Raw genomic sequence first — 16,562 nt, 5'->3', positions numbered from 1 at the left:
CGCGTTTGCGCGGCCATTAGTCGGGTAACGTGCTGGTCATGACCGCCTCCATGGTTGCCGATGGTTGGCTCCAGGGCCGAAACTCGACGAGCACGTAGCGGCTCTGCGCCGGCGTCGCTCCCTGTCGCCAATGATAGATTTCGCGGCCTTCCAGCACGGCGCCCTCGGGCAGCCGGCCGTTAACTGGAATGAAGTCATCGGGAGCCTCCTGGGGCAGGCTCTGCTCATCCATGATCCGTTGCAGGTTGGCGGACATGCCAATGAGGCGGCGGCCATGCAGGGCTTCATGGAGTTCGAGGAGGGGAAAGCCCTCAAGGTCCTCGCCCTCGAAAAACATCCCGGGCTCGCAAACGTACTTGCAGACCTCGAAGAGGGATTTGCGGCCGAGATCATCCAGGGGCGCGCCGCCGCCGACGCCTGGCATCGCCCGGATATCGCACACCGGCGTGTAATCAACCTGCAGGGCCTTCTTGAACATCCCCGCCCATTCGGCTTGCGTGATGTATAGGCCCTTGGCGCGCTTAAAGTACTCCGGCGGGAAAAAGACGAGTAGGTGGATATGCGGGTGGAATTCGCCGGTTTCAGGGTTGCGGGTGATCTCAGTGGTGCGATACCAAGCGGAAACCGCTGCGCTCACCCGCTTGTAGCGCATGAGCTTGCGAAACGCCTTAAGCAACCGATCGAGCCAATAGCGCAGCTTCTCCTCTGTCATGTTCTTCATGGTCAGTGTCAGCAGGGCCGCTTGGTGTTGCGGATTCTGCTTTAGGAATCGTTCGACGGCTTGCGTGAGCCTAACGTGCAGCCAAGCGCTATTGCGCTTCATGCAGAATGGGCAGAGGCGTTCGCGACAGAACGAGCCATTTGCAAGAACACGAAAGGGCTCCTCGCAATCGCCGATGCGGTAGCGGTCAAATGCCAGCACTTTGCCGCAATCGTACATTCGCGCGGCGCGCTTCTTGTGCTCCGCATGTTGAGCATAGCGGTCGGCGATCTGATCCGTGAGCCGGTGTTTGGAATTGTGCTTGGTGAGATCGTGGCTGCCATCGACCAAATGGTCGGGGCTCTTAGCAACCTCGGCTAGATCGGCTTCATCGTCGTACATCGAGAAGCCCATCTATTCGTCGGTACCGGACTGTATGCGAACCACGTCGGGGCGATCGATTTCGAGGATCCCACGCCAAGTCCCGTCACCGCCGTCACGGATCCATGCACGGCAGTTTCCGATGGGGAAATAACGATTCTTATCTTCGTCTTCCCAGCTATTGATCGACGAGATGATGCCGATTTGTACGGTCTGCTTGGTGATCATTTCCGTCTCCATTCGAGAGTAGAGAGTACGCATCGTAGTCCTCTCTCTCTGGAGGCTGCATCACTCGTGACGCACAAATAGGTCGATCAGATATTTGGAGAAAATCTTTGGAAGGCATCATTCGTGCTTAGTTGACGGAAGAATCGACTTGCATTGCCGCTGCTCAAAAGCTGAGGTATTATGACCGGCAAGATCAATCTTCAAACGTTTGCGAAAGGGCCATCATGACGAATATCTCGTCGGTGAATGCACGCGTGCGCTTTAAAGATGCTTATCGGGCCAGTCGGCTTTGCATGAGCATGTTCGACAAGGTCGCTGAAGTGGTTGAACCGTTCTGCGACGCAGCGCCCACAGCCATCAACTATAATCTGCTACTCGGAGCTGTCGGGCAGTCGGTCCGTTCGACAGATCCGGCTATCGATAGGGCTGTGCGAATTGCGCGCGACCCTTTGGGTTCCGACCCGTTGCTGAAGCGGCGGCGATTGAGAAATATTTCGCTCGCCTTGAAGCGAGATGCGCGACGAGGTCAAGACATTTAGCGATCACACCAGGAGAGAGAGCATAGCCGCTCCCTCTCCTATTTTTCTGGCGGGACAACATCTTTGGTCAAGTGGACCAATCCATGTTTTTTGGCAAGGTCAAGCGCTGCCGCAGAATCGGCGCCGGCTAGCCTGGCTAGATTGAGGTCGTTGCTCTTCTTTGAAAGCGAGAAATAGATAGAGGCTCGTGTTTTCAGCAATGAGACGAACGCATATGGCGCGGTTACACCACTTTGAGCGAATCCCGCCAAGCCCTCATTGACAACGTCCATGGCCCTTTCATGGTGCTTTGCCCTGTCGAGGGCTCGCGCCAGACCACCGGCCGAAAAAGCAGCCCCTTCAAAGTCACCATCGTCGATATCTAATTCGCGTGCTCGCACCAGCATCTCTCGAACTGATAGTCCGCCAGCCTTGTCGACTTTGGCATCAAAATCGTATCCGATCCCGGTTGCGCAGGTGCCCGCGTTGTGCAGCAGGCCTCCCTCGCACATGCCGTAACCAAAAAACGGGTGGTTCGACTTCTTGATGTTGTAGCCCAGCATCAGCGCTTCGAAAGGGGCGTCAGAAGTCGCCGATTGGTATCCCTCGTGTTGCAACAGAACGAGGTCGCATAGATCGGCAAAGTCAGTATGATCTTTTTGAAGCGCTTCGACCTCCCGACGAAACCAAACGAGCTGATCGCCAAGCTCGTGCTGGTAAGCTGCGTAGCCGATCCTGATCAATATGTTCAGTCTGAGGTTGACGAGCGCTTTTTCGCTCAACGAGAAAGATCCTGGCCATTTTGTGAAGGCCATATAAATCTGTCGGCCCTTGCCGAATGCTCGAACGCCGTTTCCACGCTGTCGTTCCGAGAAAACGAGCGGGTCGAGAAAAGTGCGGAGGGCAGTCGCGTCTGCCAGGTCCGAACTTTTTAAATTGTTCGCCGACAAAGCCCTTTTGGCAGCGCCGACCGTCTGACCTTTATTGAACGTACCGGTCAGACTTGTACCCTGTCCTAGACCGCTCAGTAGGAGCCACGCTTCCAAATATTGTTCATAGGCCAGGAGCAGCTGGTCCATCTCAGCTTCGGAAAAGTATAGGTCATTGGAATTCGAAGACACCGGTCGGCGGGACAGGGCATCTTCCAATTCCGAATATCTAACCTCACTCAGCTTGCGAAGCGGCTTTCCGTTCAAACGAGGATTTAGATATTCAGCCCGCTTCTCGATAAACCACTTGATACGAGAGAACACATGCTCCCGCAGATCCACGTCATTGGCCCGTGCCTCGAAAACTTCAAGGAGATCCAAAAAGTAGGCAATTCTGAATATTGCTCGTGCGCGATCCATGGTCGTCCTCCGCCTATGAACCGATTTTATCGCGGACCCTATTCCCGAAACGCAACAGAAAGTTCCTCCAAATTAGTAGGCCGTCGCCGTTTTCCGGGCGATTTCTTTCGCGATAACAGGGCCTTGCATTCTGATGTATAACCGTCGACGACGGTCACGTTCGGCGGCATCCCTACACCGGGAGGGAAATGACCAGTGCCGGAAGTCTATCGGTGTGTCTGTTGCGCGTCCCCGCAACCAGTACCCCCTAGACTTTAGGGGATCGGCCGCCGCCCTCTCACCCTGTCCGAGAGGGAAGACGCTCTGCTCTACTGGTTGATCAGCGAGTCCTTTGCTGGTTTTACCGTCGAACATGAGGGACGCACGGTTCTGCCGAAGATAAATCAGCAAGGTCTCAATCAGACACCCGTTCCTCTTCCGCCTTTGCCCGACCAATTGGAGACTGTCAGACGACTACAGACGGCATTCAACTGGATCAATCGTTTCGCCGCCGAAGCGACCAGCGCCCGCCGACTGATCGACAGCCTCGATCAGGCCGTGCTCGCTAAAGGCTTCCGGGGCGAACTCGTGCCGCAGGACCCCAACGACGAATCCGCCAGCGTCTTGTTGGAGCGGATCAGGGGTGAGCGAGCAAACGCTCGCCCGTCCCTCAATTCGACGCAAGCGGCAAGTGATAAACTGAAGGCTCAGCGGAGAATTAAGGGGGTGTCCAAAAAGAACCTCTGCCAAGAGGATTCCGCATGGTTCCTGTCAGATGCTTCTTGGTCGTTGCCTTCTCCACAGCGAACCTCCATCATCCAGTTATCATGATCTATCGGTAGTGAAGCAGTGCCAGACATCATCAGCTTCGAAGGAGCTATAAAGAAGACAGACGGTGAAGATCGTGCGTTACTCATCGGCAATGGGTTTGCCGCACAGTATTTTACTTATGCCAGTTTGCTGACCGAGTCCGGGCTCAAGGAAGGCACGCCGCTGCGCAATCTTTTCTCAGCATTGGAAACGGCAGATTTCGAGGTGGTCGTCCGCGCCCTTGAAGGGGCTGTCATCGTCGAACAGGCCTATGGGAATGAAGACCACGCTAAAGAACTGGAGACACATGCCCAAGAGGTGCGAGAGGCCTTGGTAAAAGCGGTAAACAAGACGAGGCATTGCAACGATTTAAACGGAGAGAATGGGGTCGCTCCTGCCACGTCAACGATTCATCATGGAAAGGCTCGACTTGGTGGAGAGCGGTCGTTTCCTCTGTCCCTGTGGGGCCTCAGCTTCGTGAAAGCGGACGTTCGGAAAAGACTGCGGGTGAAATCGCAGGCACTTCAAAAATCAACCGCGTGAAATCAACATTCGTCACGTCTAAGTTGGAGCGCCATCTGTTCTGACAGATCACGTGTCCACACGTTAAAAAGGCCACATATTGAGAGGATTAGAAAGCGTGCCACCTGCTGGACATTGTACACCTCGTAAGGCCCCAGACGCTGTGTCTCTTTTCCAAAGGCATGTGCCGTCATGAAATTCCGCAAGTAACTGCAGGCGTGAATTGCGTCGGGAAGAGGGAATTCGATGTCTCGGACTATTTGCCCATCGCCATAGTCTGAAAATCGGTCGCGTGCCGGCTGGATTGTAAGTTCGGTCTCATCTCCCCTCACTACCCAATCGACGGTTCTCTCCGGATTGATCCCAACCTTTTCGAGCCGAGACTTGATGTCCTTCAAGACTGTCGGGTTCCACGTGTATTTGTCGTCCAACCATCGCGGCTTTTCCCGGCTGGAATTCACTTGCAGTTTCATCTCCTCGATAGCGGAGAAGGCAAGGTTTATGGCAATGGAACTGCGTACATGATCCGAGAACTCGCCGGAATGTTTCTCAAAGATCTGCCCATACCGTGGGTGCGCCGACCAGGGCGTAATGGCGTCTGTTTCGTAGCTTTTTGAGAGTTTGTGGATCGCATAGACAATCCGCCTATCTGACCAGGCGTTGACCGCCATGGCAACGGCCACCGGCCTCTCCATCTTGAACGAAAAAAGCTCAAAGAACCCGTTAGTCTGGAAGATGTCTTTGAAGATGCTTGCCTGCTCGGACGCATCGTCCGATATCTCGAAGCCCGAAGGGTTTCCGTATTTCTGATCCGGGAACCCTTCAACGACAACATTGGCGGCGCGGATGAGTTGGATGATGTTGTTAGCCTCGGTCCTTTCAGCCTCCACGACCAACAACTGCCCGTGATTTTCGCCGTCTCCGAGAGAGCCAAAAGCCGCCAAAGCCCTAGGTTGTGCAACTTCAGAATGCCCACTTTTATGAAACTTATAGCGTTTTGAAGGATCAGGAATGAAGCGAACGTTCCAACCGGCGCCCCGACAAAGGGATATCACCAACTTAGTTTGACTTGGTTCAAATACGAGGAAGCTACAGAACGACGGCACACACCAGCTCCAAGTTTTGATCTACTGGTTAGCATAGTGGTTGTTCAGCCAGGTCAGCAAGATCGCGTGGCGATACGGCACACTAGTCTGAAAAACCGGTAGAAACCGGTTTGCACCTCGACACGGTCAAGGTGAAGGTGCGGGATTCCAAATGACGGGGTGTCGCGGCTACTGCAGCGCCGCTGCTTTAGCAAATCTATACGAACGGCGCCGCGGCGAGGATGTTCTGGCCCTGGACGATGATGTTGCACCAACGCCTGGCCCGCGTCACGGCGTTGTAGAGCAGCCGGCGCTTGTGCTCGACATCGCCGCCGACCTGATACGGCCATATGACCACGACGCCGTCGAACTCGCGGTTCTTGGCTTGTTGCACCGTCATCGCGGTGAAGAGATGCGCTGCACCACCGCCATACTGCCTGCGCAACGCAACATTTCGAGCGATCACGGCTTCGATCTCCACGCGGGGAAACTCCGTACGCCCGACAGCATGGATTTGATTTTCCACCCATAGGATTGCAGCGCGCACCGGCCCCGATGGTGGCAGCGAACGCAGCGCGGCGCATGTCGCCACAGCGGTCGCGTTCGCAACAAGCTCGAGCCCCCCGAGGATGACCTGCGTCTCGTCTCGATCAGTGCCTTCCCACTGGATCGCGTACGGTCCGTTCTGCTGCTGTCCGCAGGGGCCTTGCCCCACGCGCGTTACCACAGACTGGACGAATCCGCCTTGTAGCGCCGGTGTGATCACAGCGACGTTGCCCCCTTGTCGCCACGCGATAGCGTTGGCAAGTAAGGTCGCAGCCAGAGGAACGCTTGCGCCCGGCTGCAAGATGCGGAAGCCCTGTCCATTCACCGGCGCCTGGCCGTTCCGGATCGCCGCCGCCGCCGTCAGAAGGCCCCCAATATTCGTGCGGCGCACTTGGACCAGCGTTTCTGGTTCTGCCGTGCCTTGCAACCAGGTCACCAGCGGATTTGGCCGCAGCGCCTGGTCGAGACATTGAAACTCATCTGCCGCAATCAATGCGTGGGTAGCGCCAGACAGCGCGACCAACATCCGTAGTCGCTGCGGCCTCAGATCCTGTCCCTCATCCACCAGCACGATCGGGAAGCTCGCCGCCGTCCAGGCCCGGACCTGCTGCTGCTCAAGAAGCAGTCCGGCTGCATCGCAGACCGCATCGAACTCGCCTTCCGTGGCAGGTGCGCTTCCCAGCGCCACGGCAAGGCCGCGCCAGCGCCGGTAGATGCGCCATGCGAAGGCGTCGACGGTGCAGCATTCCACCCGGCCCATGAGACCGGCAACGGTCCGAAGCCGGTCGGACAAGCGGCGCCTCGCACCGTGCATGAAAGTCAGCGCAAGCACGCGCTGCCCCTCGATCAAAGGATGGGCAGCGAGCGTCTCCGAGAGCATCTCCATGAGACGATACGTCTTTCCGCATCCGGCAGCTCCCTCGACCGCCCGAACCGTCACGGTTGGAACGCCCTGACCGCCGGATTAGCAGCATCCGCGGCAAACAGCGGGTTGTTCTCTCCCTTCACCACATCGGTGATCGCGTTGAGCAACGACCGCGCTCGCGCACAACAGGCTTCCGTGGCGCCGATCGCGCCCGCGATGATCTCGTAGCTTGACGTGTCCTTCTTCAGTCCCCCGGCAGCGCGATTGTCGCTTTTTAGGCGCGCGACCAGCTCTGCCACGGTGGCTGCCGGTTGATCGATCTGAATCGCCGGAAGACAGGCATTCGCATTGGCATTGATGATCCAGCCAATGGTATCCTCAAGCATCTGGCCATCCGCCCACCGAAGGATCACGCCCGAGTTTGGAGATCCGGCCGCCACAAGAGTTGCGGCGTATCCGACGCCCTCCACGTCCCCGTCGACCATCGCCACAACGCGGGGATGCAACGGCGCCATGGCCTCGACCGTCCTGACGACAGCGCCATCATGCGTCGGGATCACGCCGACAAAAGCATCGAAACGGCACTCGTCCGCCGCCGCCCAGCTTTGATGCAGATCGACCGCGCGAACCAGCAGCCCGAGCCATTCATAGTCGGTACGTCCTTCGGGAACCAAGACAAACTCGTGCATCACGGCCGCGACCGTTTCGACGCGGTTGACCTGGAACAGCTTCCGCACGCTGTTCGGCGTGTCAGCAGGCAGTGTGGATGTCAGCAAAGGAATGGCAGTCAGCACTCCTCCGTCATTGCGGAGAACCGCCACGCCCTTCGGGTCTGCGAGTGCCGCCACCATCGGCGAATGGGTCGAGACGAACGTCTGTCGGGAAAGGGCCTGAATTCGATGAACCAGTCGACGCTGTAGGGCCGGCGGCACATGCAGCTCCGGCTCCTCAAGCGCCATCCAAAATCCTTCGTTGGCTTCGGCGCGCATACGGCCAAACTGCAACAGCAGAAGCAGATGCTGGAGCGAGAGAAGGCCGCTGCCATGCCGCCTTGCTGGCAAAGGGAGATCAGCCCCCTCATGGGCATAGTGCGAGACGACGGATTCAAGCAGGCCATCGCTATCAGTAGCCGTCACTCTCAAATGGAGCGTGGGAGCTGTCCGGAAGAAACCGCGTAGCTCCTGATTCAGGCGATTGACGATCGGAGCCAAGCGCTCATCCTGCTCAAGCCGCGCCTCCGGCATGCGCAATCTGTCCCGCTCGCTAAGAACTGACTCGGACGGCTGCCCTTCGCCGGCGGCTACGACCCTGCGAAATAACTCCGATCCGAACGACACCGTCCGATCCCATGTCCGGGCGGCCGGCACGAAGAAGAACCCGATGTCGCGGATCAAGCGCGCGGAGAAAGCAGTGGCGCTCTCGTCGGCAAACACATCGCCTACCGCATCGTCGTCGTGGAAGTACCGAAGCGTCTCTACTTCGAGCGACGGCCTGTGAAATCGCGCGGCGAAAGTGACTTGGCATGCGAGCTTCCATGACGGGTCGGTGCGGGCGGGCATCACGGCGCCATCGACCGGATTCCACCACTTTACGATTCCGCGATCGTCCCGAAACCAGTCCATATGCTGAGCCGGGTCGTCACCATCAAAATCGATGACCGTGGCGACAAGGCGAATTCGGTCCACGGGCTGAGGGTTGCTGCCGTAGAAATCATGCTCGGTCAGTTGGCGGACCATCCGATCCCGGCCGAACAAAAGCGCCAGCGCTTCGACAACTGTAGTCTTCCCGCAGTTATTTGAGCCGACGAGGACGGTATGAGGTGAAAAGCGAACGACGCCTTCGCGGATACCCCGAAAATTCTCGATCTCTAGCTTTGCGATTTGCACGGTTGTCCCCCCCACAAATGCATATAAAATATTTCCTCGCGGTGTGACAGGTTAGACGTGCGATATCCGCTCTTTGAGCATGCGCATGTTCCTAAGATGTCAATCAGCACGCAATCGGGACCCGGGATCGGCACCCAAGAAGTATGCCGATCACCCCAAAAACGGGGTCCTTATTCCATGCCTATTCACACCTAAGATGAGGGATCGCATATGACCGTCGACTGGACGCCGGTATTCGTCCTGCCGAACATACCGTTGGACCATGCGGTCGAATGCGAGATCGCGGCGATAGCGCCGGCTCACGACTCTCGTGTCAGAGCCCTGAAACGCGCTCATCCGACCTTCAAGCAGTTCCTCAATCGCTTCACGGACAATTTTGGAGCAAAATTCGAACCGGCAGTGCTGCTCCTCGACGCAGCCGCGCCGCCAAGCTTCCGCGATGTCGCCGCCTTGGGAAGCTTCCGCGACGTCATCGCGCTGTCGACCATCACCCACGGGCGCTCGCTGGAGCTTCGTTATCCGCGCGGACATCGCGTTCTCTTCGGAGAGGCCTTCGCCATTTATCCATGGATGCTCGACCGGCACTACAAGGACGTCATCGGCAGCACGCCGGCGATCCTGGGCACTCACCTGGTCTCCAGCTTTCGTGGCCAATCGTCTCCCGCTCTCTTCCGCACGTCGCTCGCCGCGAGCGACATCGATGAGCCGCTCCTCGCCGCGCTGCTGGCGCGATGGCGCCGACGATATGAGGCCGAGGAGCCGGCGTGGGACGACGTGGCGCTGATGCGCTCACTCAACATGGCGTATCACGCCTCGCTCCTGCCTGCCGGGACCGATACGACATTCTACGACGTTGGCCGGATCGTCTCGCTCTGGGTCAGCGCTTTCGAAATTCTGGTTCACCCGGGCGGAAGCGGCAAGGCCAACCGCGAAAAGGTATTCGAGCTGATCGAGCGGACGCGGTGGGCGATCCCGGCGAGCGGCCAGCTCGCACACGACACCGGCAACAAGACGAAGGTGAAGCGAACATTGGCGTCATGGCTGGTCCAGTCGCTCTATGACTGCCGAAACGACTTCCTCCACGGCAATCCCGTCGAGAGAAGCACGTTATTGCTCGCCACGCCTCAGCGCACGATCTTCGAATATGCGGCGCCTCTCTACCGGATCGCGCTCACCGCCTTCCTCCCGCTCGTATATGACGCGCCGATACCCTCGGCGACCGATGCGGACGCCTTCGGCGGTTTTATCGCCGATCGGATGACATTCATGGACCCGCAGAAAACGGCCGAAGATGCGCTGCTGACTGCGACGCAAGCGCCGCCCGAACCAGGCGCGCGGCGACCCCGGATCACACGGCCCGCACCACAGGAATAAAGCACACAAGCTACGAAAACGAAGAACGCGATGACCGATATCAACGACCTCCGCACGCCCGTGCTCGCGATGAACAATCTCCCCAACGTCGATGGCGCATACACAATGCACGACTGGCAGCTAACGGGCTGCCAAGCACGATAAGCGGACGCTCGTTTATCATTGCCCCGGGGCTGCAAAGACCCATAATCGCTCATCCCGAACCGTTCCCGCTCCGTCTAACTTCAGACGCTCATTCATGTGGCAACATCGGCATTATGGGCTGCCGCTGATCACTGCCCGTTACGGCGTAGATCGAGACGCTGCGCGGGAGGGCGAATGAATGAAGTTGAGCGGCGAGCAGCGAATCCGGCTGAAAGCGACTTCGCAAGACTTATCAGAAGCTTGCGGCACCCTCGATTCTTTCCCATTGTCCGTCGTCAGATGATTTGAGACTGATCAGGGATTTTGAGAAGGGCGGCTCTGGCTCATCAGGGTTAGAGTTTAAGCGGCCTGCAGTCGATGCTGCAAGCGACGGTTTGCGATGGTATCGCGTTTGATGCGCTGACGTTCTGCGAGGATGGTCTCGGACCTGCCGAAGTAGACGTCAGCCGGGGTCAGATTGTCGATGCTTTCATGATAGCGGTCGTGATTGTAGTGCTCGACGAAGGCGCCGACCTGCCGCTCGAGATCGCCAGGCAGGTAATAGTTCTCGAGCAGGATGCGGTTCTTCAAGGTCTGATGCCAGCGCTCGATCTTGCCTTGGGTCTGGGGATGATACGGCGCGCCGCGCACGTGCTGCATGCCTTTGCTCTCGAGCCACTTGGCCAGGTCGTCCGCCACGTAACTCGATCCGTTGTCGCTGAGAAGCCGCGGCCGCTGCTTTCCATTGATGTGGTCCAGCCCCGAGGCCGCGAGCGCCTGGTCCAGCGTCGCCGTGACGTCGGAAGCGCACATGGTGGGGCCGAGCCGCCAGGCCACGATGTAGCGCGAGAAGTCGTCCAGCACGGTCGACAAATAGTACCAGCCCCAGCCGGTGATCTTGAGATAGGTGAAGTCGGTCTGCCAGAGCTGATTGATGGCGGTGGTCTTGTCCTTGAACTCGTTCGCCGCCTTGATCACCACATAAGCCGGGCTGGTGATGAGATCGTGCGCCTTCAGCAGCCGATAGACCGAAGCCTCGGAGACAAAGTACTTTCGCTCATCGGTAAAGCGCACCGCCAGTTCTCGCGGGGACAGCTCGGGGAGCTCCAGCGCCAGTCCAATGATCTGGCCCCGCACATCGTCGGGGATGCGATTCCAGACCCGGTCCGGCCTCGACCGATGATCGGCCAACGCCTCAAGGCCGCCCGCGCGGTAGCGATCGTACCATCTATAAAACGTGGCCCGCGGGACACCGAGCTTGTCCAGCGTGCGCTTGGCCGGTAGATGCGATTGTTCGACCAGCTCGATAATTTCGGCCTTCTCGGACGCTGGATACCTCATGCCTCGTCCTCCCCATCCCCGTTCAAACTTTTTTTGAGCAAACGGTTCTCCAGGGTGAGGTCGGCCACGACCTCCTTGAGGGCGGTAGCCTCGCGACGAAGATCCTTCACCTCGCCGGACGTTGCAGCACGCGCGGTATCGCCCGCCAGCCGGCGTTTGCCGGCCTCCAGAAACTCCTTGGACCAGCCGTAATACATCGAGGCGGCATACATCGAGGCGGCGATGCCCTCGCGGCGACAGAGCTCGGAGATGTTCTCCTCGCCGCGCAGCCCCTCCAGCACAATGCGGATCTTCTCTTCCGCCGAGTACTGCCGGCGGGTCTGACGTCGGATGTCCTTCAGCACTCGTTCTGCCGGCACTTTGCCCGGCCCGGATTTCTGTTTCATCTGCGCTCCTTGCGGCTACGATGAACCAGAAATCCTCCCTCCGGAAAGTCCCTCAATTTGTCTCATGGGCGCTGACGGCAGACACCGAAACCCTAAAAAAGCCGCGCGGGCCCAACGGAACAAGCAGGCTATTGTTAGGAGCCCGAAAAACAACCCCCGGCCTTCTGTTGCCACAGGCTCGATTGAATCGCCTCTCAAACTTCCTGACGATTCAAAACAAAAGGCGCCCATCGTGGAGAATCCGGTGGCTGCCTTACAAGATGGCTTCAGTCAGATGATGCGAGATAAGTATCCAAGGAAAGGGTTTGACTTTTCTTTAGCGACGGCAAACATGCAGGCTTTCCAAGCGACGCTTCTGGAAATGGCACAAGCCAACCTGCAATTGACTTTTGAATTCGGCCAGAGGCTTGGGACGATCAGGTTGCCAATCGAATTTTTCGCCGTCATTGCCGAATTTACAAACAGACGGATGGACACGTTCCAGAAGTATTCAAACGAAATGACTGCTGCATATCCGTTCCGGGCGATCGACGCTTCCCGGGAGCTCACAGCTTTGGCGGGAGGATGACCGCGAACCATCTGCTGCGGCAAACGGTAGCCTCCGCATTGGCCGATTGTGTTGAAGAAGTCGCCTTTTGGACTGGGGTGACGTTAGGTCGAGCGAGCCGTGGCGCTGAAGGGGTCGTAACCAATCAGGCGGCCATGATCGGTGCGGGGGCGGAGATCAGCTTGCCAGTTCCTTGGTTCTGAGCAACGGGGTGAGCACGTCATGTGCGCCCCATGGGCCGCGCAGTCGCTGTCGGTCGAGCTTGAGGATGCCTGAGGTGGGCCAAGCTTATCTCACCTTTTTGCGCTGTCCCCGCGAGGTTAGATATAGCGATGTGCGCAGCGCACTCGGACCGCATAGCGCGGATCCAAAAATTAGGAAAAGCCCAAAAAGTTTCAAGCGGTCTAACAAAAATTCCCGCCATGCCCGGCGGGTTTTTTTATCGTGCACGGTCGTTCATCAGGTGTTTTAGCATCGCATCGCAGGCGGCTTCGGCCTCCTCGAAAGACTTAAACGGGGAGCCGATGATCTTGATGGCGCCACGGCCTCGGTAAAGTGGACGCCATGAGGCCACATAGCCCCGCCTACCTTGAAATCCGGGACCGGAAAACTTTTCGAAGAAGCTGATTGTGAACGAATAGCCGTCGCTATTTGCGCTCCATATTTCCATCTTCTCGAAGACACGGTGGAACTGAAGAGCCATTCATTCAGTCAATGTTCCGTCGGCTGGTTCGTTCCGGAACTGCTTGTCAATCGGACGGAGAACTGAACCAAAGTATCCTGAGTGCGTCACTGTCAAAGAGTAAAACGTATGGCCTGCGCCGCTGCAAGCGTAATTAGAGATGGTTTGAACAGTCTGCACAAACGTATCCGGCATGTCGGCGCTTATGCCGCTGCCAAGATGGAGATCCGCGCATCCCGATCCTCATAAAGGGGCCGGCCTCGAAGGCCATTTTACGCCGGAGGTTTTCGAGACACCGATCGACTGTCAGGCCATCTTCCTTTCACCGCTCGCAGTTCGTCGCGTCCGACCAGTATCCGCCGGGGGCTTGTTCCTCATGCCGTTATCGACACGGCCTGATAAGTCCAGCGCCCAGACGGTGCGCGCCATCTTCGCGGCCAATGCGACGACGGCGACGTTGGGATGGGCGCGGGCGAGAAGTGCACGCAGCCAGACTGTGAATACTGATTGAACTTTGACCCCCTCAATCGTCGCACCCGTAATCTAAAGTTTCGATTTTATTGATGTGACAATAGTGACCCTGGCGCCGATCGGCGTCCAAACCTCGCGCCGAAACACATTGGATTCCAGCCCGGCGGCCGAACAACTCGTTAGCAATTCTTCCGGGATGATCTTGGTCGGGTCGAGCACATCGAAATCAAAGTTGTCGGCAAACGCCTGATCAAACAATTGCACCCGCAGTTCCCATTCGGGGAAATTGCCGGACTGGATTGCGTGCCACAGATCGCGCCGGTGGAAATCCGGATCGGCCCCGTTAATCTTCACCGCCTCGTTCCACACGACCGACTGCAATCCGAGTTTTGGCTTCCAATGAAACTTGACGAAGGTCGACTCGTCCTTGGCATTGAGAAAACGGAAGGTATGGACGCCAAATCCCTCCATGAAGCGGAAGGAGCGCGGGATCGCCCGGTCCGACATAATCCACATGATCATGTGCATCGATTCTGGCGTCAGGCTGATGAAGTCCCAGAAGTTATCATGCGCCGACTGTGCCTGCGGGAATGCCCGATCCGGCTCTTCCTTCACGGCATGGACCATATCCGGGAATTTAATGGCGTCCTGGATGAAGAAGACAGGCATATTATTGCCGACAATGTCCCAGTTGCCCTCCTGGGTGTACAGCTTAACCGCGAAGCCACGCACGTCACGCGCCAGGTCAAAGGATCCCTTGGAGCCCGCCAGCGATCTCCGGTTCCGGAAGGGGCCGCTTCTTGAGCAGATGACCGACGTGGTCGCATCAAAGCCGCGGATCTACCCCGCATCACGAGCGCCCCTACCCTGATGGAACAGCGACTTCGTCCAATGCGCCAACCTCGCGGATTGCTGCTGCGTGAAGGCTCAATCTTCTTTGGCCCGGCCTGCGCCTCGATTTGATCGAAAGTACATTGCAACGGAGCCCTGTCCGGTCGCCATCGAACAAACTTCGTTCTACGCCTGAAGCGATGAGCGGTGACGTGATAAAATCGCACTCGACGAAAAGCTTGGGCGCCACCGGTTCTCAATCATCAATTCGCTTAGCGCTCCTCAAGCCGATTCTGGTCGGCCGGCTCGTTCTCGACCGCATTGCCCAAGAATTTCTTTGCCGAGACCGAGCAGGTTGCGTTCATGACGCAGAACGTTCCGCCGGGCATCGACTTCTCGAATGATCCGCTCTTGCAGGGCCGCAATTTCTCCTATCTCGACACTCAGTTGAAGCGTCTCGGCAGCGCGAATTTCACTCACATTCCGATCAATGCGCCGAAATGTCCGTTCCACCATTTTCAGCAGGACGGCCATATGGCCATGCGCAACCCGGTCGGTCGGGTTAACTACCAGCCGAACTCGCTCGGCGAAGGACCGCGGGAAAGTCCGAAAGGTGGCTTTCGCTCCTTCGCGGAGGTCGAAGAAGGCCGGAAGGTGCGGTTACGGGCCGAAAGCTTCGCCGATCACTACAGCCAAGCCCGTCAGTTCTTCATGAGTCAGACGGCACCGGAGCAGCGCCACATCGCGATGGTCTCTCGGTGCTCTTCAGGCCATCCCATTTGCACCGTTCCGTTTAACTTCTGCGACAAGTGAAAAAATCCGGGCCCCGATTGTATCAGCTATAGGGGCGGGCATCTGAGAGCTAACAGGCCAAAAGGCCCGCCGAGGGCATGGGGGCCAGTTCGGAAGCAGCTTGGAGCGAGGACGCGGAGAATCCCATTTGAAGTTTTAGTGCTTCCAGCCAAAAAAGCCCGCCGTAAAAGCGGGCCTAAGGCAGTGGTTCCGAGCAATTGAAAACCCGCCGGAGTGGAGTGGGATTTTTATTGGGAAAGGCCGCTCACTGGGGCGACCGTCATGACGGTCGGCAAATAGAGAAACGCTCCGATCAGGACAATAACCCCAGCGGCGATGATGAGAAGCAGGACTTTCTGGGGACCGCAAATATGATCCAATTCGAATCCCTCTGGCCTACCGGCGAGTCTTCTAGCCGCGTGGCGGGTGCGAAACGGCTGTCCGGTGCTTTTCATCGGCGTTCCGTGGATCACCCCAACAAATCCCGCAGCGTCAGCCCCGTCAAAGCCGGTGCCCTTCGCCCCGATCGAACTCGATCTCCCGCTCGGGGTTGTTCTGTGAGACCGCTAGGCTCGTCAACCCGCTCCGGCGGGTTTTCTTTTAACTAAAGGGCCGCCCCACTGGGCTTTACGGTTGTTCGTGATCTTGTAGTGCGAGCGATCTTGGCGATCGTGACGGCGTTGCGGATGGCTTCGTCTGGGCGTTTCTCGCCTTTAGGGCTTCTGGGCGTCAGCTAGCCCTCAAGGACAGATTTCGTGGCCTCGAACACTTGTTCCGCCGTGCCCTTGATTGTGCCTTTCGCCCACGCCTGAAACACCGCCACGAAGGCATTTTTATAGGCGTCGTCGTCAGCCGAAAAATAAACTTCCTCGGTTTTGGTATCTAAAACAAGCGCTCCTGTATCGATGCAAATTTCCTCAACGAGAACCATGCGCACTTCGCTTTCGGCTAGGTGTCGTTTAACAATGCTCATTGGGAACTCCAGCTTTGCCCGAATCTAGGAGCGGAGCCGCCTCCAATACACCCTAAGCGTGCGCGCCGCAACTTCCTCTTACCATGCTCCTTGACGAAGGAGACAGCCCCTCGTTGGTTACGTCGCGCTCTGTCACTTATGCCACCCGTCCCGGCTTTTCACCCGCTCACACG

Annotated in this window: 14 protein-coding genes and 3 pseudogenes; 6 read left to right on the top strand and 11 right to left on the bottom strand. The window is 57.7% G+C overall.

Annotated elements, in window-relative coordinates; all coding sequences use genetic code 11:
- Positions 1-16 precede the first annotated feature (16 nt).
- Together NHAM_RS19670 and NHAM_RS19665 are read right to left on the bottom strand one after the other, a co-directional pair.
- Entirely contained in the window at positions 17-1,114 is a 1,098-nt protein-coding gene (locus NHAM_RS19670) for a protein rep (RefSeq protein WP_011512170.1), read from the bottom strand.
- Positions 1,115-1,309 carry a hypothetical protein gene (locus NHAM_RS19665; RefSeq protein ID WP_157043696.1) on the bottom strand — a complete coding sequence of 65 codons (195 nt, stop codon included), beginning with the start codon at positions 1,307-1,309 and terminating at the stop codon, positions 1,115-1,117.
- Between the two features lie 224 nt (positions 1,310-1,533).
- On the opposite strand from NHAM_RS19665, the gene NHAM_RS19660 reads away from it, so the two are divergent.
- Complete coding sequence (locus NHAM_RS19660; protein ID WP_041358426.1) at positions 1,534-1,848, top strand: hypothetical protein; 315 nt, start codon at positions 1,534-1,536, stop codon at positions 1,846-1,848.
- Between the two features lie 38 nt (positions 1,849-1,886).
- On the opposite strand, the gene NHAM_RS19655 is transcribed toward NHAM_RS19660, so the two are convergent.
- On the bottom strand, positions 1,887-3,176 hold the full coding sequence (locus NHAM_RS19655) for a hypothetical protein (protein ID WP_011512168.1): 1,290 nt from the start codon (positions 3,174-3,176) through the stop codon (positions 1,887-1,889).
- Between the two features lie 315 nt (positions 3,177-3,491).
- On the opposite strand from NHAM_RS19655, the gene NHAM_RS26965 reads away from it, so the two are divergent.
- Positions 3,492-3,986: a hypothetical protein gene (locus tag NHAM_RS26965; protein WP_157043695.1), complete on the top strand. Its 495-nt coding sequence runs from the start codon at positions 3,492-3,494 to the stop codon at positions 3,984-3,986.
- Between the two features lie 18 nt (positions 3,987-4,004).
- Positions 4,005-4,508: a DUF4917 family protein gene (locus NHAM_RS19645; RefSeq protein WP_011512167.1), complete on the top strand. Its 504-nt coding sequence runs from the start codon at positions 4,005-4,007 to the stop codon at positions 4,506-4,508.
- A 2-nt stretch (positions 4,509-4,510) separates the two neighbouring features.
- Here the strand turns inward: NHAM_RS19645 and NHAM_RS19640 are convergent, their stop codons facing one another.
- From NHAM_RS19640 to NHAM_RS29365, 3 genes are all read right to left on the bottom strand, one after another.
- The gene (locus NHAM_RS19640) at positions 4,511-5,593 is read right to left on the bottom strand and encodes a hypothetical protein (protein ID WP_011512166.1); all 1,083 of its coding nucleotides are present in this window, start codon (positions 5,591-5,593) and stop codon (positions 4,511-4,513) included.
- A gap of 196 nt (positions 5,594-5,789) precedes the next feature.
- The gene (locus tag NHAM_RS19635; protein WP_011512165.1) at positions 5,790-7,058 is read right to left on the bottom strand and encodes an ATP-binding domain-containing protein; all 1,269 of its coding nucleotides are present in this window, start codon (positions 7,056-7,058) and stop codon (positions 5,790-5,792) included.
- Positions 7,055-8,869 carry an ATP-dependent nuclease gene (locus tag NHAM_RS29365; protein WP_011512164.1) on the bottom strand — a complete coding sequence of 605 codons (1,815 nt, stop codon included), beginning with the start codon at positions 8,867-8,869 and terminating at the stop codon, positions 7,055-7,057. The genes NHAM_RS19635 and NHAM_RS29365 overlap by 4 nt, the downstream gene beginning before the upstream one ends.
- Positions 8,870-9,079: 210 nt before the next feature.
- Here NHAM_RS29365 and NHAM_RS19625 point away from each other — a divergent pair, with 210 nt between their 5' ends.
- Positions 9,080-10,243, top strand: coding sequence for a hypothetical protein (locus tag NHAM_RS19625; protein ID WP_011512163.1), 1,164 nt, complete (start codon positions 9,080-9,082; stop codon positions 10,241-10,243).
- A 483-nt stretch (positions 10,244-10,726) separates the two neighbouring features.
- Here NHAM_RS19625 and NHAM_RS19620 read toward each other — a convergent pair.
- Positions 10,727-12,093 (bottom strand): IS3 family transposase gene (locus NHAM_RS19620; protein WP_086008331.1). Its coding sequence is split into 2 segments (ribosomal slippage): positions 10,727-11,733 and positions 11,733-12,093, totalling 1,368 coding nucleotides; the frame shifts between segments, so codons are not numbered across the junction.
- A gap of 64 nt (positions 12,094-12,157) precedes the next feature.
- Here NHAM_RS19620 and NHAM_RS19610 point away from each other — a divergent pair.
- Positions 12,158-12,661: a phasin family protein gene (locus tag NHAM_RS19610; protein ID WP_041358422.1), complete on the top strand. Its 504-nt coding sequence runs from the start codon at positions 12,158-12,160 to the stop codon at positions 12,659-12,661.
- Between the two features lie 418 nt (positions 12,662-13,079).
- Here NHAM_RS19610 and NHAM_RS19605 read toward each other — a convergent pair whose 3' ends face one another.
- From NHAM_RS19605 to catE, 3 genes and pseudogenes are all read right to left on the bottom strand, one after another.
- Entirely contained in the window at positions 13,080-13,343 is a 264-nt protein-coding gene (locus NHAM_RS19605; protein ID WP_011512160.1) for a hypothetical protein, read from the bottom strand.
- A 285-nt stretch (positions 13,344-13,628) separates the two neighbouring features.
- Positions 13,629-13,814: pseudogene (locus NHAM_RS28450) on the bottom strand (hypothetical protein); the annotation flags it as partial.
- A gap of 159 nt (positions 13,815-13,973) precedes the next feature.
- Positions 13,974-14,561: pseudogene (catE, locus tag NHAM_RS19600) on the bottom strand (catalase C); the annotation flags it as partial.
- A 341-nt stretch (positions 14,562-14,902) separates the two neighbouring features.
- Between catE and NHAM_RS19595 the strand changes: the two are divergent.
- Positions 14,903-15,371, top strand: a pseudogene (locus NHAM_RS19595) (catalase); the annotation flags it as partial.
- A 778-nt stretch (positions 15,372-16,149) separates the two neighbouring features.
- Here NHAM_RS19595 and NHAM_RS19585 read toward each other — a convergent pair.
- Positions 16,150-16,389, bottom strand: a complete 240-nt coding sequence (locus NHAM_RS19585; RefSeq protein ID WP_011512158.1) for a hypothetical protein — start codon at positions 16,387-16,389, stop codon at positions 16,150-16,152.
- Positions 16,390-16,562 lie beyond the last annotated feature (173 nt).

Source organism: Nitrobacter hamburgensis X14 (genome assembly GCF_000013885.1).
Lineage (GTDB): Bacteria > Pseudomonadota > Alphaproteobacteria > Rhizobiales > Xanthobacteraceae > Nitrobacter > Nitrobacter hamburgensis.
The sequence above is the reverse complement of the archived record's forward strand: the minus strand, read 5'-3'. Positions and strand labels throughout refer to the sequence as shown.

Bases quoted from the DNA above. Each gene is read 5' to 3' on its own strand.
- NHAM_RS19670 (WP_011512170.1), bottom strand. From the start codon at position 1,114: ATGGGCTTCTCGATGTACGACGATGAAGCCGATCTAGCCGAGGTTGCT.
- NHAM_RS19665 (WP_157043696.1), bottom strand. From the start codon at position 1,309: ATGATCACCAAGCAGACCGTACAAATCGGCATCATCTCGTCGATCAAT.
- NHAM_RS19660 (WP_041358426.1), top strand. From the start codon at position 1,534: ATGACGAATATCTCGTCGGTGAATGCACGCGTGCGCTTTAAAGATGCT.
- NHAM_RS19655 (WP_011512168.1), bottom strand. From the start codon at position 3,176: ATGGATCGCGCACGAGCAATATTCAGAATTGCCTACTTTTTGGATCTC.
- NHAM_RS19625 (WP_011512163.1), top strand. From the start codon at position 9,080: ATGACCGTCGACTGGACGCCGGTATTCGTCCTGCCGAACATACCGTTG.
- NHAM_RS19610 (WP_041358422.1), top strand. From the start codon at position 12,158: ATGGGCGCTGACGGCAGACACCGAAACCCTAAAAAAGCCGCGCGGGCC.
- NHAM_RS19605 (WP_011512160.1), bottom strand. From the start codon at position 13,343: ATGGCTCTTCAGTTCCACCGTGTCTTCGAGAAGATGGAAATATGGAGC.
- NHAM_RS19585 (WP_011512158.1), bottom strand. From the start codon at position 16,389: ATGAGCATTGTTAAACGACACCTAGCCGAAAGCGAAGTGCGCATGGTT.